A 23,427-nucleotide genomic window follows, 5' to 3' on the forward strand; every position below is an offset into this window, starting at 1 on the left:
TATTTTTACATTCGATTATCCAGCCACTTTACGCAATGAGCTTGGCATCTGTTTTTTCAGCTGTTGCATCAGGTCGTAAATGTGATGAATATTTAGACTTACTTTAGCACGAGTACAGGCCACGTAAAGCAGTCTTAACTCTTCATCACTAATTTTATGGTCTTTGTCGTTGACCTTAAATTGGTAATCATCTTCGATGTGAACGCGGTTCCACTCTAAGCCTTTGGCTTTGTGTGCGGTGGAAATAATATAATCCGCCTGTTCAATCGGTGTAATCTTCGCAAGGGCTTTTTTGAGTGGATCGGTGCCATGATCATCCACCAATTTGACTAAAGGCTTGATGTCACTGCCGTCATTGGTTTCGCAGTATTCATGTACATCGTGCCAAGAATTAAACCATGCCAGTTCAGGCACATCGGTGACGCGCTTACCTTGTTTCAGCATCGCTGCGGCATCGACAAAGCGGTTCAGTTTGACATGGTCGGCTTGTAGGCTGACTTTATCGCCATGAACCAATCCTGAGAGTAACAGTTCCATAGCGCGGGCATTGGTGCGACATAAAATCGCATCGCGCATTTTGGTATGGGGTTTGTTGACCACTTTAGAGTTGAGCTGAGGGTTGCCCATGAGCGGTACAGTTTCATTCAGGGCACCTAAAATAGCATTGGCATGTAATGCAATCTCTTCACCAAAACGGAACGAGGTGGTGAGGCGCGATTCAGGCAAAGGCAGTTGTTGCATGGCATTGACTGCGCCACGCCATGCATAAATTTGTTGGTGGGCATCACCGACATAGATCACTTGTGTATTACGCTGCTTCAGTAAGATGCCCAACATTAGCGGATCAGCATCTTGGGCTTCATCAAATAACACATAGTCACTTGGGATATTGGGTTCAGACAGTGCCCACAGTTTTAAATAAATGTCGTGACCAATCCCCGCTTGATGATGAGGGTCGATGGATTCTAACCAACGACGTTCAATGGCAGGGTAGAGGTGCTTTTGTAGTGAGTCGATGTCATCGGGATGCAACCAGCTCGGTGCTTGTAAATGACGCGGTGCTGGGTACTGAGAACTGGTTGAACAAAAGTGACTCACGGCATTCGCCACAAGGCTGGCCAAACGGGATGGCATCAACACATATTTTTCATAACGTCCGCCCATCATCCGTCTTAAGGTAATCGGTTCAAGACGGTATTCTTTTGCGATAAAACTCGGACTTAAGCGAGGTAGACGAAGTTTGTCGGTCACTCCACGTGGAACACTGCGAAAGGCAAGCGAGTGGAAAGTTCGGCAGTCGACATTGCCATGAAACTTCGTTTGCGCTTCGCTGGCAATGGCTTTGTTGAACGCCAAATACATACCACGTCTTTGTGGCATGGCATCGCTAATCATTTGCAGGGTAGTGGTTTTACCTGTGCCTGCATAGGCAATCACTTTAAACGATTTGCCCAGACGTGCGTTATCAATGGCAATGGCTTGCTCATAAGTCGCGCTCGGTTTGATGATATTCGACACAGGCAATAAACTTAGTGGTTACGGTTGGCTTTTTCAAGCAAACCAGAAAGCCCTTGACGACGTGCCAATTCATTGAGAACCACTTGAGGGTCTAAGTCGAAATAACCTAAAACCACAATCGTATGGAACCAAAGGTCTGCCACTTCATAGATCAAATCATTTTTATGATCTTCATTCGCTTCAGATTTAAAATCTTTCGCGGCAATAATGGTTTCAACCGCTTCTTCACCAACTTTTTCTAAAATTTTGTTGAGACCTTTGTGATATAACTTTGCCACATAAGACGAGTCGGGATCTGCTGCTTTACGCTCAGCCATCATTTGACCGAGGTAGGACAAAACTTCAACTTGCTCAGACTGTGCTGTTGAGGCATTCATTGCCAAAGTATGTGGGTTGGTCGATTTTTCACCATAAATTGCGTTCGGGTCTTTGAGCTGTGTATCCACAATTTCCCAGCCATTTGGCGTGAGTTTACGGTAGAAGCATGATTCGCGACCTGTGTGGCAGGCAATCCCGCCGTGCTGTTCAATTTGTAGCACGATTACATCGGCATCGCAGTCGAGACGAATTTCATGTACGGTCTGGAAATGTCCAGATTCTTCGCCCTTGTGCCATAACTTGTTGCGTGAACGAGAGAAATACACAGCTTGGTTTTTCTCGGCCGTCAAAGCCAAAGCTTCACGGTTCATCCATGCCACCATCAGAACACGACCCGTTTGATGATGTTGTGCAATGGCAGGGACTAAACCTTGTTCGTTAAATTTTACTTCATCGAGCCATTGCAAATTGTTCATAAGATTTCACCAAGCGAATAAATATTGAGAGTGTTACGATGTTAACGTAGCGCTATAGTCTACGTGATTTAAACAGAATAGAGGAGAAACTTTCTACAGTTATCTCACCGTGGCTTAATTGATATATTTTAGAAATTCATCTATCTGTCACCCATCCAAAGCGGATGAAGATGATAGTCGTCGCATTCTACACAGAATGATTGTTTTGTTTTGCAATATCCTGATAGTTCACTTGCCTGAACATGCCTAATTTTAAACCTGAAATCGTCACCGCCATTTCTTTACGGAAATAGGGGATTCGATACATCCAAGCAAAGCTTAAATCTCGTAAACCCCCTGCCCACCATAGCTCAGATTGGTAAAGTGGTGTGAGTAAACGACTTAAAAATTGATAGAACGTCGTCGAACTTTGACGGTGTTGATGATACGTTTGCCAGAGTTGAACATAATCAATGTTCTCATTTTTTCTTGCGCTTTGAACCGCTTGCCCTAAAGCCCATGCATCTAAAAGGGCCATATTTGCACCTTGTCCAAGTTGTGGACTCATCGCATGTGCGGCATCACCCATGACACCAATACGACCCTCACCAAACTTAGACAGTACCACATCACGATAATTTGCCGTCAACCATTGCGATTTTTGTTCAGGCTGGGCAATGACTTGTTCTAACCAATCCGCAGCAGGTTTCCAACGCTTAGACACTTGGTTTAACCAGTCTGAGTGCGCTTGTGAGTTGTGTAGAAAATTATTCAACTGATGGCTTGGAAGACTCCAAAACACACTCGACAGTCTTTGCTTGGGTTCATGTGGCACTGTGCCTGTTGGTAAGATTCCCAGCATCATTTTAGAGCGGTCATGAAACTGATGTAAAATTTCTGTATCTAATTCAAGGCATTCAGGAACAATCGTCCATTTGGCTCCCCAAGGATAAGCTTGATCAACCTTTACCCATGTTTTGGGTCTTAAAAGGCTACGTGCGCCATTGGCGATGATTACAGCATCAAAAGCTTGATCAAATGCTTCGCCATCTTTTGTACCCAAAATACGAACTTCATTTGAAGTATCTTCTAATTTTTGAATGTCGGTATTCATTTGCCACGTAATGAGTTCAGGATATTCACGGCATTTATTTTCTAGAACATAGCATAACGTTGCTCGGTGGATACCGATACCATAAAAATCAGGATGCGCTTGTTGATAATGACTATTGACCAGTAAAGTTCCACTCGGTAACTGACCTTTGAGTCCTGTGACTTTTGCACCTAGTCTTAAAACTTCATCTAAGAGACCTAAATGCTCAAAAACAGCTAAACCAGAGGGCTGGAGTAACAGTCCTGCGCCGACAGGTTCGAGTTCTGAGGCTTTCTCTAAAATACTGACTTGAATATTTTGCCGAGCCAGTAAAATTGCAGTGGCTAATCCAGCGGTTCCTGCACCGATGATGGCGAAGTGGGGGGAGTGATTAGAAATCATAGATCGAATAATTTAACCATTGTCTAAAAATGAATTAATAACGAATATCATCAGATTTTTTTTAATTGGTCGATGTTGATTTGAATGTAATCTACTAACGAGCTTGCAATAACATTCTTTCCTACGATTCGTTTTGTAATTCAATGGTTTGACCATATTTTTCTTGTTCACTTAAAATTATTGTTAGCATAGAAAAAATGTAATCTCGATTTTTCTTTATTTGGTCAGATTAAACAAGATTACATTAATGCGCAAATTTTGTTTATAAATCTTGTATGACCTGTGCAAAATGCTGTTTTTCCACCATTTCCAAGAACTCATCGCCTAAGCGCTGACTTTCAGCGATGCATTGGTTCCACATTTGAATGCGCTGTTTTTGGTCGAGTCCTTTGAGGGTGAAATCTTTACGATCGGGCAGGCGCCCTAAAGGTAAGCTCTGTAAATAGTCTTGGGATGGAGATAGGAGCAGGGTACGGGCTTGATTTTCAGGATTGGCGCGACGTTTAAACAGTTTATCAAACCAGCCCGGCGTAATGCTGTCCGTAAAGTGCGGATAAAGCACAATGCCTTGACTCTCAAAAGGCAGATCAATGTGATAGTCAATCAGACCACCATCGCGATAACTGCCTTGGGGTGCATCTGGAATATCGCGAATCGCGGCCATCACGCCTGGAATAGAGGCTGAGGCAATCAGCCAAGGCAGAACATTTGCAGCGGTGAGACTGTGATAATGAGTGAGGAAATCATCTTCCACTTTAAACTGTTTGCCATTGTTGGGTTGACTAATCACCCGTTGCATAAAGTGGCGACTATGTTTCCGTGCAACAGCGGTTGTGCCGATGATCCCTGCTACAGAGGCCAAGAGCGGCAGAACTTGGTCACTTTGGAAGATGTGCTGTGCTTTAATCGAGAGGACTGCAAGGTGGTAGTCTGGATGATCTACTAGTTCCGCTTCTTTACCTTGCACCAAGTCGAGTAGCATGCCATGGCAAATATCACTGACTTCTTGGCGTTGCATTTTTTTATCAAAATAGAGATTGGTATAGAGTTCACCTAAACGTTCGGTACCTGCTTTTGCACCATGTGCCAAGATGCTGGCAAAGCGCCAACTGCCAATAGACGAACCGATCAGTGTCCGTCTTTGTGGTGCACGGGCAAAGAACTCACCAAAAATGGCTTGGTCTAAACCTTGAATTCCAATACCTTTGGGTCCACCTGCGGCACCGGGTACAATATCGACCTGTTCAGCTTGTAAGCCTTCGCTTTGAATGAGTTGACGTGCTAATTTGCCTGCACGAATGCTTAAAGCGGGAGGGTGTTTATGCAGGATTTGAGTCATCGTGATTATTCAAAGAGACAATATATATTGTCATTTTAACTGACGAGAGAACGAGCGCATTGGCAAAAGTGATCCAATAATGACTTGGAGGTCACTTCCTGCTTAAACGTTAAACATAAAAAAGCCTGAGAGACTCAGGCTTTTAATACAGCAGAACGCGTTTATTTAAACACACGCCACACCGCCAGTAAGCCAGTGAGTACAATTAAGATCACTGAAATAAACCATGGCGAGATAATCGCAATCGACAGCAAAATGGCCATGAGACTGCCAAAAATCCAGCTCCGTTTTTGCTGATGCTCCATTTGCAAGCGCATACTTTGTAGTTCATTGAGCTGTTTGGCATGCCAAGCTGATTGGTTTTTAAGACCATTTAAGCTATCGACCAACAGCGTTGGGAAGTCTTGCGCCCCTAAAAGTAAGTCCGGAATTTTTTGTCCCAGCTCTTTTAGGTTCTTCTGTGGATTCATTTGTGCTTTGATCCAATCGGTCAGGATTGGCTTTGCCAAACTCCAAATGTCCAGCTCAGGGTAAAGGTCTGTGCCTAAACCCTCAACATGCACGAGGGTTTTAAGCAGTAGCATCAACTGTGGTGGAATTTCCAAATGGAAACGACGTGCGATATCCATCACTTGAATCAAAATGCCTGCGAAGTCCAATTCATGCATGGGTTTGGACACCATTGGCCCGACCGTGCGACGCATTTCACGTGCTAGTGCATCTTGGTCTGTGCCCGGTGGAATCCAACCAGCTTGATGCACGATTTGAATCAGTTGCATAAAGTCGCTGTTCATGACCGCAAGCAGCATACGTGCCACAGTCATTTGGTCGTGCTTCGACAACTCTCCCATAATGGCACAGTCCAACGCAATATAACGTGGTTGGCTTGGGTTTAGGGTTTCAACGAAGACATTGCCCGGATGCATGTCAGCATGGAAAAAGTTGTCACGGAAGACTTGGGTAAAGAAAATGGTTAAGCCTTTTTCTGCCAGATCTTTACGATCCATGCCCAGCTTTTCAAAGGTTTCAATGTCTGAAATAGGAACGCCCGTAATGCGTTCAGCCACCATCACGTCTTTGCTGTCCATATAGACTTCAGGCACATACATCATGCTTGAGCCTGTAAAGTAATGGCGCATACGACGGGTATTGTCGGCTTCTAAGGTCAAATCCAGTTCATTTAAAATGACTTGACGATAGTCCTGAATAATTTCAGATAAGTGCAGTGCCCGCGCGGCTTCTAGGCGTTTTTCCAGGAAATTGCCCAGCCATTCTAAAATTTCAAAGTCTTGTAAAATTTGACTACGAATATCGGGACGGGTGACTTTCACCACCACTTCGCGCCCATCATGTAAAGCGGCCGTATGGACTTGAGCAATCGAGGCGGCTGCCAATGGTTGTTCGTCGAAGCGTGCAAACAGCGTATTTACATCGGCTTTCAGTGATTCTTGAATACGCATTTTCGCCACATCAGAACCAAACGGTTTGACACGGTCTTGGAGTAAAACCAGTTGTTGTAGCACTTCAGGTGGAATCAGGTCACGACGAGTAGACAGGAGTTGTCCCATTTTAATCGCCAGTGGTCCCATTTCCTCTAAAGCCAGTTTCAGCTTCAATGGGTTTTTGCGTTCACGGCTGGACCATGCCGCTGGGTGCATGCGAATTAGCCCTAGTGCATGACGTGCTTTTTCAGGCAATTCTTCCGCAGGAAACAACGTGTCGAGTCTATAGTGCGCGGCAATGCGCCAAAGTTCGAGTAAACGTGAAACGTGCGGAATCATATATGCAAATACCTAGTTTTGAGTTGAGTCTTGAGTGTCAATCTGTGCTTGAAGCTGTTGAATTTTGGCTTCGGCACGATCTAAGTTTTGATTCAGAATACGGGTGTCTTGGTGTAGATCATCCATTTGCCAACGCGGGGCAAATAGACCACTGTCTTCTTTTAAGGCATCTTCAGCAAAAAACAAATGACTTTGTAAGGTTTGTTTGATGTGCTTCGGTGCCAGTTGGATTTTGGCCAGTTCATGCGCCAAACTTGGGCCAAGCCACGGGCTTAGATGCGCAGCCAAGTCTGGCTCAGCTTGTTGCATAATCCGTTGAATATCTTGCAGAAGGTGATAATCGCCTTGGAGCGGGATATTGCCAACATCATCCGCCAGTAAAAGCTTGAATAGCTCAACCACATTGGCCACCGTTAAAGTCGCGGTTGCTAGGGTGTGAGACTGAGCTTGATCAAAAGGGCGTTGTTCAAAAATGGATGCTGTTTCACTATGCCCCGTAACGGTAGGTTCTAAGCGCACTTTAGCGTGGTCAAAGAACACATCTACAGACAGTTGCGGGGATGCGATCACCACACGTAACATCTTGCCTTGTAGTTCATTGAGCTGGATGCGAGTGATCGCATCCAAATTAATCACATGATGAATTAATCGTTCAACTGCACCGAGTGCCAGAATCGACCACATAATTTGCCCTTAAACGTTTAATTTTAAAGTTTAAAACCACGGTGTACAGCAACAATACCACCTGTCAGGTTGTGATAGTCACAGTTTTGGAAGCCTGCATTTTCCATCATGCCTTTGAGCGTGCGTTGGTCTGGGTGCATACGAATCGACTCGGCTAAATATTTATAGCTTTCTGAGTCATTGGCAATGATTTTGCCCATGATCGGCAGTGCGGTGAACGAGTATAGGTCGTACAGTTTTGAAAATGGCTCAAATACAGGTTTAGAAAACTCTAAGACCAATAAACGACCACCTGGCTTAAGCACGCGATACATCGCAGCAAGTGCCGCATCTTTATCGGTCACATTACGTAGACCAAATGAGATGGTGAGTAGGTCGAAGCTGTTGTCTTCAAATGGCTCTAGGGTTTCAGCATTGGCTAATACGAAATCAACATTGGTACAGCCAGCATCAATCAGGCGGTCACGGCCAACATTCAACATAGATTCGTTAATGTCTGAAAGTACTACATGACCAGTAGGGCCGACTTCACGACTAAATACTTTAGCCAAGTCACCTGTCCCGCCAGCAATATCTAGCACGCGTTGACCACGACGTACCCCAGACATATTGATCGCAAAGCGTTTCCACAGACGGTGAATACCAAACGACATCAAGTCATTCATAATGTCGTATTTGCTCGCAACCGAGTGGAAAACTTCAGCCACTTTTTGAGCTTTGTCTTCACTGCTGACCGTTTGGTAACCAAAGTGTGTGGTACTACCGACGTTACCTGTGTTGGCACCACGAGGAAGATTGTATTTCGGTACAGAACCCGTCACTGGGGTATCAGTCAACTGTTGTTGTAATGATTTTTGCTGACCTTGTGCCGTGCCTTGGGGTAATGGTTCAGTTAAAAATGGACTCACTTTGTCTGTGTTTTGTGCCGACTCTGGATTAGCGGTAGGCGTTTGATTTTCATTCGACATGGGAGTCACTCCTAACATAGCAATAGGGTAAATGTTGCAGTGCATGCATGATGACAGATTCTAAGACGTTGTACAGTAACCATCATGCAATTGTGCTGAATAATATACAGAAAAACAGCAGAGCTATGCAGCCACTGCCTTATTTTTATCAAGGAATAATCTGAAATTTACTGAAATGGGTATAGATGACCCGAATGTACTTTGTCAATAATTTGACGTTCCACCGCAGTAAAGTCTTTCACAAATTTCTCCGCCGACTTTAGCGGTTTCATGGCCAAAAAGCCATCTTGCATAAAATCATACATGATATTGAAGTTGTATTTATTGGCTGTCCCTTTACACATCTTAAAAGCGGTATAGACCATAAAAGAGCGCATGTATTTATCGAGGTTTTTACCGAGTTGGTCGAGTAAATACAATTGTTTGAGACGATCTTCGCCTTGTTCCAGTTTTAAATAGGCTTGGCGCATTAAGTCGTCGGTTAAAGGCTCGTTAGGATGATGTTCCTTGAGGAGCTGTATCGCCACTTGTTCGTCCAGTCGTACGGCCAAAATCGCCAATTCAACGCCCGATGTGCCTGTTTTAATAGCATTTTCAGGAATCAATTTTTCAGCTTTGTGTGCATAGCGATTTAAACGTGCAATTTGTCCCGCCAAAGCATCAAAATCTGGGCCACCATATAAACGGTTGATAAAATACTCGGCCATCAACAGATTTTGCTTTTCTGCGAAAGCTTTGTTGTGAGTGCGCTGCATTCGCTGTTTTTGCCAACTTTGTACATCCTGCAAACGTTGGAAGAGCACCGAATCTTGATGATAATGTAACTGGTAATACTGTTCTAAAAGCTCATCGAGGGCGGCGAGTTTGGACATTTGCTGTCTCAGTTCTATTTTAAGATAGCTAAATCTTAGTGTGTGATGATCGAACTCGCTATGACAAAGTGACAAAAAAACTATTTATTTGCAGTCAGTTTGCTGTAGAAGTAGTCAAAAGGTAGCTTTGAAAACCATGTATAGCATGATCTTTTGGGGTCTAGTGATCTGATTAAATACAAGAAAGGCGGGGTTATGAACACAGAAATAACAGTCAATACAGAGCTGAATGAAGAACAACTTTCATTGGATTTAATTGAAGCGCAATATGCGTTGATGAATACCCGTGATCAGAGTAATGCAAAAAGTTTAGTGATTCTGGTTAGTGGAATCGAGCTTGCGGGCAAGGGCGAAGCGGTGAAGCAACTGCGTGAATGGGTCGATCCACGTTTTTTATATGTCAAAGCAGATACTCCACATTTGTTTAATCTAAAACAACCGTTTTGGCAGCCTTATACCCGATTTGTACCTGCTGAGGGACAAATTATGGTGTGGTTTGGTAACTGGTATGGAGACTTGTTGGCTACGGCCATGCATGCTTCCAAGCCTTTAGACGACACTTTGTTTGACGAATACATCAGCAATATGCGGGCTTTTGAGCAGGACTTAAAAAACAACAATGTAGATGTGTTAAAAGTCTGGTTCGATTTGTCGTGGAAGTCTCTGCAAAAACGTCTAGATGACATGGACCCGAGTGAAGTGCATTGGCATAAGTTGCATGGGTTAGACTGGCGTAATAAAAAACAATACGACACTTTGCAAAAACTACGTATGCGCTTCACTGACGACTGGCAAATCATTGATGGTGAAGATGAAGATGTGCGTAATCACAATTTTGCACAAGCCATTTTAACGGCGTTATGTCACTGTCCAGAACACGAGAAAAAGGCGGCATTAAAGTGGCAACAAGCCGCTGTACCAGAAAGTTTGACGCAGTTTGCCCCTGTGACCGCGGAGGCGGACAGCTATAAAGCAGAGTTAAAGAAATTGACCAAACAAGTGGCTGATGCCATCCGCTGTGATGACCGTAAAGTGGTGATTGCTTTTGAAGGGATGGATGCTGCGGGTAAAGGGGGAGCGATTAAGCGCATTGTGAAAAAACTCGACCCACGGGAATATGAAATTCATACCATTGGCGCACCTGAAAAATATGAGTTACGTCGTCCATATTTGTGGCGTTTTTGGAGTAAGTTGCAGTCGGATGACATTACCATTTTTGATCGGACGTGGTATGGGCGTGTTCTGGTTGAACGAGTCGAGGGTTTCGCAACCGAGGTGGAGTGGCAACGGGCCTATGCGGAAATTAATCGTTTTGAAAAAAATTTGGTGAATAGTCAAACGGTGCTGATAAAGTTTTGGTTGGCGATTGATAAAGATGAGCAAGCGGCGCGTTTTAAAGCCCGTGAAAGTACTCCGCATAAACGCTTTAAAATTACGGAAGAAGATTGGCGTAATCGCGACAAGTGGGATGACTATTTAAAAGCAGCTGCAGATATGTTCGCACATACCGATACGCGCTGTGCCCCTTGGTATATCATTTCTACCAATGATAAGCAGCAGGCACGAATTGAGGTTTTAAGGGCAATTTTAAAACAGCTCAAAGCAGATCGAGAAACCACAGATTAAGTAAGAGACCCAGAGGAAGGTCATTTGGTCTATTCAAGGCTGAGCAGGTTGCGAATGATATTGTCGCGTATGGAAAGAATTTAGGGTTTAAAAAGAAATGCCAGTCAGGTTTCTAATGGACTGGCATGACGGTGATTTGACCATCTTTATATAGAGAATAATTCAGCTCTAATTATTAACCCAAAGGAATTTGGGTCACCGGCGCTGCAACAGGAACACCTTGTTCAACGGCCTGTTTTAGTTGAATACCTTTAGCCAACTTATACGATTCCTCGACATGGGTTTCTGCAATTTTTTTCATCACAAAGTAGCCCAAACTCGCTGCAATCATCTGTCCACCAAGGGGAATAAATTTGGTGACTTGTTTGGTAATGAATTTGGCTGCCATGTTATTGATGGATTTTTTCACGGCTGTACGTGCGACCACCAGTCCAGAAAATTCCACGCCACGTTTACGCAGTTCTGACCAATGTATTTGCTTGGTTTCTGGGTCGTAAACACTGACTTGCTCAGGGGTTAGGCCAAAGCGGGCATTAATTTCTGGGATTAGTTGTGACAAAATCCCGACATCAATCACCACATCGAGAAAAGGAACAGGAATGACCGCTGCACCTGCGGAAACATAAGCCCGTTTTTTAACCAGTTCTAAACATTCTTCGCGAATTTGTTCTAAATTTAAAGCGGGATCAATTTTTTCTGGAATGTGCTCTAATTTCATCTTTTAAACCCTAAAATATCCTGATTCACATTGATTCTAGTTTTGCTTAAAGTGTCTATTTTAAAGCAAATTTTAAATAGAAATATGTCATCAAAGTGACATAGACAGAACCAGAAGTATAGTCAATAATCTGTGTGCTTTTGTAGATTTTTCATAAGATGGTCATTTGAGGGGAAACATGGCAATACACGTAATACAAAGTCAGCGTATTGATGTTCTGTTGCAAGCCATGCAAAAAACCGTCTTTAAACCGGCCAAAAATGCCTTTCAAGTACTGCAAGCACAGCACTTTATTGTCCCTTCACCTGCGGTTGAGGCATGGCTAACGCAAAAGTTGGCGGAACAGCAGGGCATCAGTGCCAACACACAGTTTCATCATCGTATCCGTGGTTTTCAATGGTCGGCTTATCAGTGGGTTCTGCTCGATCAAAAAGATGAAGTCCGTAAAGCCAATATTCCGCGATTGATTATTAAATGGCGCGTCTTCCAAGCCTTAAAAGAATTTATACAGGCTGAGTTGAATCCTTTAGAGGTTGCCCATCCGTTATATCCGATTATTCAGCGGATTTATGCCAGTGCTGACCGTTTGCAACAAGGCATTGATAAACAGCTGAAAAAACAAAGCATGCTGTATTGGGTGGCGGAGCAGGTTTCACGGCTGTTTAGTTTTTATATGGATTATCGGGGGCATTGCACCAAAGGTTGTCCGGCGCAAAGCTGCCGTTGTCAGACCAACTGGTTACAAGCGTGGGGCAAAAACCAGCCACTCGATTTGGAGCAGATGTTCTTTAAAACTCAGCAAGAACTCAGTGCTTTTCAACTCAATCAAGCGCATGAGCTAGAGGCTTGGCAACGTTGGCTCTGGCAGGTGGTGTTCCATGCTGACTTTGAACAAATTCAGCGTATTGATACGGCATTTTGGGACTTACTCGATCAAGTAGAGACCCGAGAAGCTGCGCTGAAAAAGTTACCTGCGCAGTTGGTGGTGTTTACTGTTCTAGATTTACCGCCAAAGCAATTGGAGTTTTTGCATCGCTTGGGGCAGTACCTTGATATCTTTATTTTTCACTATAACCCATCGCAAGAATACTGGGCGGACAGTGTCGATCCCAACTGGAAAGCGCGTTATGACGCGCGGGTGAAGCAGCGTTTTATTGAAAAAAATTCAAATGCCAATGATGCAGAGATTCAGCAGTTTTTTGATGAGTTTACCCTCAATTTTAATGCAGAAACTCGAGAGTCTCGTCATCCTTTACTGACCCGATTTGGTAAACAGGCACGGGACCATTTCTCTTTACTTTCCAGTCTTTCTTCAGGTGAAGATGGGGTATGGGCCGATATCTTTGTGGATGAATACCCAGAAACTTTACTTGGTAAAATTCAGTCTGATGTCCTGTATTTGGTAGAACCTGAACAGCATCAGTATGTCTTGGCTGAACAAGATGATTCGATACAGATTCATGTCTGTCATTCCAGCCTCAGACAGCTTGAAGTCCTCAAAGATCAACTGACGCATTGGTTGGCTCAGGGTACGGCTGAAGCACCGAGACGTCCAAGCGACATTTTGGTGTTGACACCGAGTTTGACTGAGCTAGAGCCGTTTATTCGCAGTGTTTTTGCGCCGCCACCGCATGAGCGTGAGGCTTTGCAAAAGGGCCATCAACTGAGTAAAGACAGTATTTATTTGCCAATTAAGCTGGCAGGTGTGACTCAACTCGATGCTTTAAATGCATGGCGTGCTGTGTTGGGACGGATGGTTTTGGTACGGGGGCGTTTCAGTATTGAGGACTTTGCCGATTGGCTCAGTTTAAATGCAACGCAGCAACGTTATGGCTTAGACATGAATATGATTGAGCGGATGACGGAGCTGTTGATCAACGCGGGCTTTAAGCGTGGATTGGATGCTGAACATTTAAAACGCAGTCTGGCCGAAGGGGATGAGGACTATCGTTATAGTCTGAAGTTTGCTTTAGATCGTTTGGCTTTAGGCATCGCTGTACCAGAACATGTGCTGTTTCATGAGACCTTGAGCTATGCCCAAGTACAGTCGAGTGATTTTGAGCTGATTGGTGTTTTGATTGAAATTTATCAGGATTTTAAACACCGTGCCGAGTGGATGATTGCGCATGAAACAGGACAGCGGACGACGGCAGAAACTTGGCTGAACCGTTTGATGGAGGATATCCGCGAGTTTGAAGCTGCAGGTGTCGAGTCTTTGGCCGCAGTGTATAAGATCGTCAAAAAACAAGAACGTATGCTGACTTTGGCAAGTTTCTATGACGAACACGATCATCATGCACTGCGCAGTTTAAGTTTACCTTTACCTTATGTGTTAGAGGAAATTCAAAAGACCTTAGAAGCGCAATTGGACTATGCAGAACCCACAGGGCAGATCACATTTAGTCAAATTGGTCAGATTCGACCTGTGCCGTATAAGCTGATTGTGATGTTGGGCTTGGACAGTGGCAAGTTTCCTAACCGTAGTGCGCATTTGCCTTTTGACTTGATGGATTTACTGAAGCCACAGCTGGGGGATCGTTCCCGTTTGGAAGACGATCAAGGGGCTTTTCTAGATGCGTTGTTGTTGGCACAAGAGAACGTATGGTTATTTTATAATGGCTTTGATATTAACGATGGTGAAGTCCGGGATCCGTCTACAGTATTGCAAGAACTGATTCAGCATATGGCCTTTATTGTGCAGCCTGACACACAGACCAAGAGTGTCAATGCAACGGTTGATCAGCATGGTGTGACTGTCCCTGCACAGTTAGCATCGCTATATCATGTTCATCCTTTATTGCCTTTTGATCCACGTGGTTTTGAGTCTGAGCACAGTATCCGTTTTCAAGATCAATGGTTTCAGGTCGCGAAACAATTGCAACATGCATCGGGGCAACGCAGCAGTTGGGTCAACACGCCGTATCCAAAATTAGAGCAAGACATTCAAATTCTTGACAGTCAGCAGTGGATTCAGGACATCACTTTCCCTGCACGGCTGTATCTCAAGACTTTAGGCGTGGAAAACTTAAAACCAGAAGAGATTCCTGCAACGCAAGAGCCGTTATTGCTCGATGGTTTAGGACGTTATGCCATTCGTCATTTTTTACAACAACATGAAGCAGAAGCAGATGCCAATCTTCTGATGGATCAACTCCCGATTGGTAAAGTTCAAGATGGGGTCTGGCAAATGAGCGTGCTTGAGCAGCACCGCTTGCTGACACGTTTACAACGCTATGCACCTGAGACCACAGCCACGACCCAACAAGTCTGGAAGGTGAATGAACATTTACAGATCAATATTACCCTAGCCAAATACAGTGCTGAAAAATGGGTCAGTCTGGAAGCGTCTAGTGCAAGAGCAAAGCGCCGTGCCAAAGTTTGGTTGGAGTATTTATTGTGGTTGGCTTATGTGAACTTAGGTGAGGGTGGACAGCAATATCAACGCATCGTGGTGTTTAGTGACCGAACCATTTTATGTACTGGTGTGAGTTCAAATCAGGCACGTGAATGGCTCAAGCCTTGGTTGAAAGCATGGGAGTATGCACAAACTCAGCCTTTGGTTTTACCTGCGGCCTTGCTGTTGAAAATTGCAGAAAAAGATAAAATGCATGAATGGCAATTGAATGATCAGGAACAGATGGTGATTGCTGATATGGATGCCATTTATAAAGTTTGGGAAGAAGATGGTCGCTTTAGTGGTTTTGCAATGACTGAAAATGAAGCCAATAAAGCACACCGCGACTGGCAGTTTATTTTACAAGAGCAGGATGCCAAAGCATTACTTGCCCATGCCTGTGAGCAGTTTTCTTATGATTTATATCATCCGATTTTTTTGCATCAGCAAAGCCTTGAGGACTAAGTCATGACAGCCCAATCTCAGGCCACTACATCGAACATGTCTTATCAACCCATTGCCGATATGAGCTTTCAGGGCTTGCATTGGATTGAAGCTTCAGCAGGTACAGGCAAGACTTTTACTTTATCCAGTTTGATGGTGCGTATTTTTCTCGGAGCCTATTTGCCGAATCAGGTGATTGCAACCACTTTCACCCGTGCTGCCGCCGCGGAGCTGAAAAGTCGCGTTCGGGCACGTTTGATTGAAACCTTACGTTATTTTGAAGGTTGCCGGAGTCTGACCGAGCGAGAAATACAGGCCAAAATTTCCGCAGAGCAAGATCCGCTTTTTATCAAAGTGCTGACAGACTATGCACAGCGGGTCGGTTTCGCTCAAGAGCGTTTGAAGTTAGTGATTGACCAGTTAGATGAGTTATTTGTCGGGACATTGGACAGTTTTAGTCAAAAGCTACTGCGTGAGTTTTCTTTTGAAAGTGGCAAGATTGAGCGTGCGGATATCACCGATGATGCGCAGAGTTATACTCAACAGCTCATTCATGATGTGTTACGCGAGTGGATTCAGGCACAGCCGCAGCCTGTGGTGAATTATTTACTGTTAAAACAAAAATTAAAAACCGAACAGGCTTATGTGCCGATTGTCGAAAATAGTTTGAACTTTGCATCAGCACAGTTTCAACAGGTGGAAAAACCTGCACTTGATTTGACACAATTTGAACAGGCCATTGATCAATTTACTGCGCTGGATGTGGTGCAGATTGAAGGATTGAAAGACTATTATGCCCCTGAGGGGCAGTACCATGCAGTGCTGGGGAAAAAATGGCGCACCGATGCTTTGATGCAGCGTATTTTATGTCAGGACTTACCTGCTTTTTTGATGGCACTGAAAGAGCAACGGGCTTATGCCTTGTTTGCGCCACATTTTGAAAAAACCTTAAAGCACTTGACCGACCTCGCGACGAAAAAAGTCTTAAACAAATGTGCCGTGGATGTATTGGAACAGTTTGAACAGCATCCAGTGTGGCGACAGGTGCGCAGTTTCCTAGAGGCGTTGGCAGAGCTAGAGCTTAATTTGGATGTGCTGGATGCGTATTTAAAATATCACTTAAGCTCCGAGGTGAAAAAGCGTTTACCACAAGTGTTGCAGCAAAAGAGTGAAACGACTTTTGCCCAACAAATCCGTACCTTGTCAGAAGCCTTACAGGGTGAACAAGGTAGGCGCTTTGCTCAGTTTGTACAGGCACGCTATCCGCTCATTTTAGTGGATGAGTTTCAAGACACCAACCAAGACCAAGATGACATGCTTGCACGGATTTGGCGTGATGCACAGCGCTATCCTCAAGGTTGTATGATTATGGTCGGTGACCCAAAACAAGCTATTTATGGCTTTCGTGGGGGGGACATGTTGACCTATAACAAAGCACGTTTAGATGTTTTGGCAAAGCAAGGTCGGCAGTATAGTTTGAAATATAATCATCGTTCTGTGCAAAAGTTGGTACAGGTGGTGGATGCTTTATTTCAACGCCAACAAGACTTTGGTGAGCAGGTCTATTACCAGCCTGTAGAAGCAGGGAGTCGACCACATCCCGCTTTGGTCGATGCACAGGGTGAAAATCATGTACCGCTGCGCTGGTTGTTACTTGAAGATAAAAAAAATGAAGCTCAACAAGTGGCATGGAAAATTCGTGATTTAATCAATCAAGGCATTCAACAGCAACTGTATGTGGCAGATGATCCGCCACAGTTTATGGGTGCAAATGATATCGCGGTGTTGTCGAAAAACCATGATGGCTTGGACAAAGTTCAGTTTGAACTAGAGCGTTTAGGAATTTTGGTCAACCGTCCGTCTAAACGCAGTGTGTTTGAAAGTCAGGTCGCGAAAGATGTTGGTGCGTTATTGACCGCAATGATGCATCCTTTTGATGAAGCCAAGGTTCGCCGTGCGCTTTTGAGCCGGCTGTTGGCGATTGATTTAAAACAGTTACTGGAACTGGAAAAACAAGCCAACGGCCTGAGCCAGTTTATGGCGGATTTTGATGACATCCGCGACATGTGGATCAATAAAGGTTTTTTAAGTGCATGGCAGTACGCTTTAAACCTCTTTAAAGTGTGGAAAAACTTGGTGGCTTACCAAAGCCGAGACAACGAACGGACTGTAGTCAATCTACGGCATTTGACTGAGTTGTTGAGCCAACATAGTGAGCAGTTTCAAGGCGCGCAGAAACTGTATCATTGGTATCTCAAACAGTTACATTTACCTGCGGAACGTGAGTGGGAGTTGGAGCGTAAGCTTTCGAATGCCACAGGCGTACAGCTGATGACCATTCATCAGTCCAAAGGTCTAGAGTTTAAAATGGTGTTCTTGCTGGGTGCCGACAAAGACTTTAAGGAAATGAATAAAACCTTAAATTTTTCAACGCTGGAACAGATCAATCCGACGACAGGGCAGAGCGAGTTACAGCGTATCGTAGCGGTAAATGATGCCAATCTGTTAGATCCCGCCGCGATTGCTCAACACAATGAACGAGCCGAAGCAGAACAGCATCGCTTATGGTACGTTGCACTGACCCGTGCCAGCCATCGCGTATATGCCTTACTGCAAGATCAGGAATATAAATCAAATACGGCATTGGCATTTTGGCGGGGCCAAGCAGGTAATCTGTTTGAGCATCCTGCCAGTGGTGATGAGGTGCTGCTGACTGAAAAGCCGATCCGTTTACAGCCAGCGGAGCAGCAAGAGGTGATTCAGTTGCAAGCTTTGGCCTTTCCTGAACAGCGTTTTTATCCACGTTCCAAAACCAGTTTTAGCGCGTTGGCACAGCATTTGAGTCGTAAAGAGGCAATGGATGCCTTGGCGGTTTTGAATGAGAAAGTTGGCAGTGCGGATGATGAGATCAATCATCCTGTACTTGAGGATGTGGAACTGAGTCAGCCTTTGGCGTGGATTAAACGGCAGTTTCCAATGGGGACGACAGCGGGAACTTTCCTGCACGAAATTTTCGAGCATATTGACTTTCAGGACTCACGTGACTGGGGACTGGAAATTCATCGTCGTTTTAAAAATGATAGCCCCTTATTGTGGCAAGAGTTATTGGGCAAATATCAACACGAATTTGGGCAGGATGATGAAACTCAATTGGTGCTGTGGATGCAAGAGTGGTTAGCAGATGTGCTAGAAACACCTTTGCATGCAGGTTTTCAGTTGAAGCAACTCAAAGCCGATGAGCACTTGGCCGAGTTTCCTTTTTATTTGTCCTTGTCCGATCATGTGTTGGCGATTAAACGCATACAGGCATTGTTTCAAGAATACGGCATTGATCTGCTCGACTTAAATGAAGCCAATTCTGCTCGTTATCTGACGGGTTCGATTGATTTGGTTTATTTTGATGGTCAGCGTTATCACATTGCCGATTATAAAAGTAATTTCTTAGGGGCAGATCAGCAGAGCTATAGCTATGACGCAATCCAATTGAATATGTCACATGCCAGTTATTGGTTGCAGGCGGGCTTGTATTTGGTGGCTTTGCATCGTTATTTAACAGTGAATTTGTTGGACTATGACATTGAAAAACATCTTGGACAGGCGAGTTATCTTTATTTGAGAGGGATGAATGGGCAGCCCAATCAAGGGGTTTTAAGTTGGCGTGCTAGCCCAGAGTTTATTTTAAGACTAGATGCGATTTTGGGTTATTTTGCTGAGGATACTTCTACTGAAAATCATGTAGGCAAAACTTCTAAATTAAGTGAAATTAGTCACCCATAAACAAACAATTAAGCTGTGGATAACTTTGAGGATAACCGTGTGGAAAATATGTGTAAAGCCACTATTGATCAGGCTGTCGAGATAGATACATGGTTAACGCGTTGGAGTCAGTTTATTCAGCAGTCACCGCTGAGTCAAACAGGGCTCACCGAAGCACGTAGTGAAGTGATTCAACAGGTCCTTGAAGCCATGCAGCGCGGTGAGAGTTGTATTTCAGTTTCAACTGAAGTTGTTACTGTCTTAAATGATTTGGTGATGGATGAACAGCAGGCACAGCAGCAAAAAGCGCCGTTTGTCTATGATCAGGGCCATTTATATTTGTATCGTTATTGGGCTTTAGAGCAGTCTTTGGCTGAGCAAGTGGCGCGGTTAAAACTGCAAAATTTAACGCAAGTGGATATTTCACCTTATGCTCATTTACTAGAAGATCAATATCAAAAGCAAGCCTTGACGATGGTGGCTGAGCAGTCGCTCGCGATCATTACAGGTGGTCCAGGCACAGGGAAAACCTATACCTTGGCACGGATTATTGCGGTGCTCAAGCAAAGCTTACCTGATATTCGTATTGCGATGGCTGCACCGACGGGTAAAGCGGCACAGCGCATGAAAGAAGCCCTGCAAAATTCTTTTCAGGATGAAAAGTTACAAGACCTAGTTAGTCCAGATTTGAGAAACTTAAACCCTGTGACGCTACATCGACTTTTGGGCTTAGGGAATACGCAGCAACCGCGTTTTCATAGCAGACAACCTTTACCTTATGATGTGATTGTCGTTGATGAAGCATCAATGCTGGATTTAAATTTGGCACAGATGCTCTTTGCTGCCATGCCAAACCAAGCTCGTTTGATTTTATTGGGAGATGCCGATCAGTTGGCCTCAGTCGATGTTGGCTCTGTCCTTGCCGATCTGCAACAGGTTCCTGCTTTGGCTGAAAATAGAGTCCATTTGCGTAATAGCCGCCGTTTCAAATCAGATGCATTGATTGGAAAATTTGCTCAGTTTATTCAACAGCAATCTTGTTTTGACTTAATGACGCATCCTGTTGAAAAACAGAGCGTATTGCACAATTTTCAACGGCAAGTGGTAAACGCCACGACTTTAAAAGCTGTTGAACTGGGTCAGGTCAAGGTTGATTATTTACAACTGGAGTTGTTGCCTGAGCAGGCTTTATCTGCAGAGCAGTTACAACATTATTATGATCTGTTGATGCTCGGCTTTCAGGGCTATGTCGAGACTTTAAAGCAATATCAGCAAAATCCTGACGTGGCTCTTGTCTCTCAAGTGGTTCAATATTTTGATGATTACCGTATTTTAGCCGCCATACGTCACGGTCATTTCGGCCTAAAACAGCTCAATCTGCAAATTGAGCAACGTCTGCTGGAACAATTAAAACAAATCAAACAAGGCGACTGGTACTTGGGACGTCCAGTAATGATGACCTATAACGACTATCAGTTAGGACTGTCGAACGGAGACATTGGCCTGTGTTTACAGCGCGTTCAACAAGGCAAGTTGCAGTTTGAGGTCTATTTCCCCAGTCTGGATAAATGGGTAGCCGCGACACGATTACCCAAAAATATTGAAACGGCTTTTGCACTGACCATTCACAAATCTCAAGGCTCTGAGTTCACCCATACCGCGGTGGTGTTAGATCGGCAGGCTGAAAAATTACTCAGTAAAGAGTTGATTTATACCGCAATTACGCGAGCGAAAAAAGTCGTCAGTTTACTGGTTGATGCAGAGGTATTCGTACATGCTATGGTGACTCGAACCACCCGAAAAAGTGGTCTATCAAGAAAAATTAACCAACAAATTCAATTATGAAGTTTTAATAAACAAACAGGGGCTTTGTACGAAATGGCTTACAGGGATTCAGGAGATTTGCGCATAGAGCTTTGCTGAGGATTTTGAGAAGATGGCTTCACATAAAGAGCTCAACACGGAATGTTGGGTATAATCGCAAAAAGATAATAATAACGTCAGTAGACAGCGAACTTACAGTGAAGTAAGTGAAAGAGGAAACTTACAGCCGCTAAGCCTTGTAGTTTTGGGAGAGACTACAAAGCTTTTTTATATCTGATCAATTGGCATAATATGACAAAAAATAGCCATTTATTCATTGAAGCATAAAATACAGTCATAGATTAAATATTGAAGAGATACTGTCACAGTATTGCACTGTTTATGATTTTTTAGATCAAGTCTAAGTGTGTTTAAATATTTGTTTTTATTTGTTTAAAATTATTATTATTGGTTTTTTAAAATAATTTTAAGTTCAATAATGGAGGGGATGAGGATTTTGCGTAAGCAATCGCTTACATGGAGATACGAAAAATACGACTTCTTTCTCATGCAGTATGTGGCAAAATCTGTCACATAAGGACGTGATTGATTAAACATGGAATGTTTAATACAAGACGCGGAAAAGCGCATAATTATAATGATAAACAAAACAACAAGAACAAAAATAGAAGAAACTACAGCGCAAAAAAGCCCAAGTTTACTTGGGCTTTTTTTTATGCTCAGACTAAATCTGTTTCTGTTCGATCCGTTGCAAATAATGAGCGACGCTGGCTCTTTAAAATTTTTGGACAATTCGTTGCAATCTGATAAAGCATTTTTGCTAAAGCGGGTAAGTGAGTCCCGACGACTGATTTGCCTGTCGTTAACAGTGACACGCTAATATCACGTTCTGGATCAGCCCAGCAAAGAATATTGGAAAACCCCAGATGTCCAAAGGCTTGTCCCGTCATTGGCCCAAATAAGCCGATGGGATTACTGCCCAACATTGGGCCTAAAGCATAACGCATCGGGACTAATAATGTTCGATCTAAACTGACTCCTGATGTGGCCAATGTCGAACGAAATACTGTTTGGGCACTCATGATTTGTTTGCCTTGGTATGCACCACCACTCAAGAGCATTTCAAAGAAACGTCCAGCTTGTTCCGCACTGGTATAAATGTTGCCCGCTGGGCAAATCGTGTCCATAAAGCGTGCATCATTGCTCACATCGACGGCCAACTGTAAACCACCGCCCAGTACTCGATTGAGATAATGGTCTGTGCCTAAACGTGGATGTAGACCTGTGGCATAGTTTAAAGCGACATCCGCTTGATACTCAGGTTTTAGACCATAGTTAAAGTAATCTAAGCCCATGGGTTTTTCGATATTTTCGGCAAGAAATTCGCGGGCCGTTTGACCTGTCACCCGCTCAATAATTTCCCCTAAAATATAACCCGACGTCACGGCGTGATACGCCAGATGTGTGCCCGAAGCTGAAACAGGGCGTGCGGCATAAAGCTGTTCTAAAATTTGATGTTTATCAAATAGCAGTTCGGGTGTGACTTGATTGTCTATACGAGGAATGCCACCGCGATGTGCCAGCAAGTGAAAAATGGTAGCACGCCGTTTGCCATTTACCGCATATTCAGGAATATAGTGGCTAATTGGATCGAGTAAATTTAGATCACCGCGTTCATCCAAAAGATGAATCAGCATGGCTGTAACGATTTTAGAGGCGGAAAATAAGCAAACTGGGGTATCAGGTGTGCCAATTTTCGCATCTGCCGTTAAACCATCGGGTGAGTTGCCTTGCGCATAACCAATGCTGCGATTTAATAGTATTTCCCCTTGACGACGTAAGCAGAGGCTGATGAAAGGATAGTTTCCCGTTTTATACAGGGACTTTACACTGTCCCAAATATTTTGAATTTGCGCGTCATTCATCCCGCCCAATTCAGCGATAACCTCATCTTTAGAACGAATGACTTGTGTTAAGTCATGTGGGACATAACAGGTATTGGTGGATAAAATTTTCACAAATTTCTCACTATTCTTTGTTTTTTATTTGACTTGAGTCTGCGATTGAAAATCCTCATTGTCACTAGTGTGCATGATTTGTACAAAGCAGTCAGTTGCTGAATTGACTATGAACTTAAAACATTTTTGCAATATAGCGCCATATCCCTTAAAATATCGAACTTGCTGTAGTGATGCACGGCAGTCAAATTGGTTTTGAAGAATCAATTTGATTTGT

General features: G+C 43.8%; 14 protein-coding genes. 4 read left to right on the forward strand and 10 right to left on the reverse strand.

Features of this window, described 5'->3' with window-relative positions; all coding sequences use genetic code 11:
- Positions 1-15 precede the first annotated feature (15 nt).
- The 8 genes from DPG01_RS03970 to DPG01_RS04005 all read right to left on the reverse strand — a co-directional run bounded on the left by DPG01_RS03970 (position 16) and on the right by DPG01_RS04005 (position 9,430).
- Complete coding sequence (locus tag DPG01_RS03970; protein ID WP_086209811.1) at positions 16-1,518, reverse strand: AAA family ATPase; 1,503 nt, start codon at positions 1,516-1,518, stop codon at positions 16-18.
- Between the two features lie 11 nt (positions 1,519-1,529).
- The gene (hisIE, locus tag DPG01_RS03975) at positions 1,530-2,312 is read right to left on the reverse strand and encodes a bifunctional phosphoribosyl-AMP cyclohydrolase/phosphoribosyl-ATP diphosphatase HisIE (protein WP_110974255.1); all 783 of its coding nucleotides are present in this window, start codon (positions 2,310-2,312) and stop codon (positions 1,530-1,532) included.
- 187 nt (positions 2,313-2,499) lie between these two features.
- Positions 2,500-3,786: an FAD-dependent oxidoreductase gene (locus tag DPG01_RS03980; protein WP_110974256.1), complete on the reverse strand. Its 1,287-nt coding sequence runs from the start codon at positions 3,784-3,786 to the stop codon at positions 2,500-2,502.
- Between the two features lie 262 nt (positions 3,787-4,048).
- Positions 4,049-5,125 (reverse strand): patatin-like phospholipase family protein, encoded by a 1,077-nt coding sequence (locus tag DPG01_RS03985; RefSeq protein ID WP_110974257.1) that lies wholly within the window; start codon positions 5,123-5,125, stop codon positions 4,049-4,051.
- A 161-nt stretch (positions 5,126-5,286) separates the two neighbouring features.
- Positions 5,287-6,906: an ABC1 kinase family protein gene (locus tag DPG01_RS03990; RefSeq protein WP_110974258.1), complete on the reverse strand. Its 1,620-nt coding sequence runs from the start codon at positions 6,904-6,906 to the stop codon at positions 5,287-5,289.
- A 12-nt stretch (positions 6,907-6,918) separates the two neighbouring features.
- Positions 6,919-7,590, reverse strand: coding sequence for a ubiquinone biosynthesis accessory factor UbiJ (locus DPG01_RS03995; protein WP_110974259.1), 672 nt, complete (start codon positions 7,588-7,590; stop codon positions 6,919-6,921).
- Between the two features lie 23 nt (positions 7,591-7,613).
- The gene (gene ubiE, locus DPG01_RS04000) at positions 7,614-8,558 is read right to left on the reverse strand and encodes a bifunctional demethylmenaquinone methyltransferase/2-methoxy-6-polyprenyl-1,4-benzoquinol methylase UbiE (protein WP_086209677.1); all 945 of its coding nucleotides are present in this window, start codon (positions 8,556-8,558) and stop codon (positions 7,614-7,616) included.
- Between the two features lie 167 nt (positions 8,559-8,725).
- Positions 8,726-9,430, reverse strand: coding sequence for an FFLEELY motif protein (locus DPG01_RS04005; RefSeq protein ID WP_110974260.1), 705 nt, complete (start codon positions 9,428-9,430; stop codon positions 8,726-8,728).
- Positions 9,431-9,625: 195 nt separating this feature from the next.
- Here DPG01_RS04005 and DPG01_RS04010 point away from each other — a divergent pair, with 195 nt between their 5' ends.
- Positions 9,626-11,056, forward strand: coding sequence for a phosphate--AMP phosphotransferase (locus tag DPG01_RS04010; protein WP_110974261.1), 1,431 nt, complete (start codon positions 9,626-9,628; stop codon positions 11,054-11,056).
- Positions 11,057-11,231: 175 nt separating this feature from the next.
- Here the strand turns inward: DPG01_RS04010 and DPG01_RS04015 are convergent, their stop codons facing one another.
- On the reverse strand, positions 11,232-11,774 hold the full coding sequence (locus tag DPG01_RS04015) for a hypothetical protein (RefSeq protein ID WP_086209674.1): 543 nt from the start codon (positions 11,772-11,774) through the stop codon (positions 11,232-11,234).
- 178 nt (positions 11,775-11,952) lie between these two features.
- On the opposite strand from DPG01_RS04015, the gene DPG01_RS04020 reads away from it, so the two are divergent.
- From DPG01_RS04020 to recD, 3 genes are read left to right on the forward strand one after another with little or no spacing between them, the layout of a single operon-like run.
- Entirely contained in the window at positions 11,953-15,633 is a 3,681-nt protein-coding gene (locus tag DPG01_RS04020) for an exodeoxyribonuclease V subunit gamma (protein WP_110974262.1), read from the forward strand.
- A gap of 3 nt (positions 15,634-15,636) precedes the next feature.
- Positions 15,637-19,389 (forward strand): UvrD-helicase domain-containing protein, encoded by a 3,753-nt coding sequence (locus DPG01_RS04025; protein WP_110974263.1) that lies wholly within the window; start codon positions 15,637-15,639, stop codon positions 19,387-19,389.
- A gap of 48 nt (positions 19,390-19,437) precedes the next feature.
- Positions 19,438-21,213 carry an exodeoxyribonuclease V subunit alpha gene (recD, locus tag DPG01_RS04030; RefSeq protein ID WP_213065991.1) on the forward strand — a complete coding sequence of 592 codons (1,776 nt, stop codon included), beginning with the start codon at positions 19,438-19,440 and terminating at the stop codon, positions 21,211-21,213.
- 698 nt (positions 21,214-21,911) lie between these two features.
- Here the strand turns inward: recD and DPG01_RS04035 are convergent.
- The gene (locus tag DPG01_RS04035; protein ID WP_110974265.1) at positions 21,912-23,210 is read right to left on the reverse strand and encodes a serine hydrolase domain-containing protein; all 1,299 of its coding nucleotides are present in this window, start codon (positions 23,208-23,210) and stop codon (positions 21,912-21,914) included.
- Positions 23,211-23,427: the final 217 nt, after the last annotated feature.

Source organism: Acinetobacter sp. WCHAc060042, assembly GCF_003231195.1.
In the GTDB taxonomy this organism is placed as follows: Bacteria; Pseudomonadota; Gammaproteobacteria; order Pseudomonadales; family Moraxellaceae; genus Acinetobacter.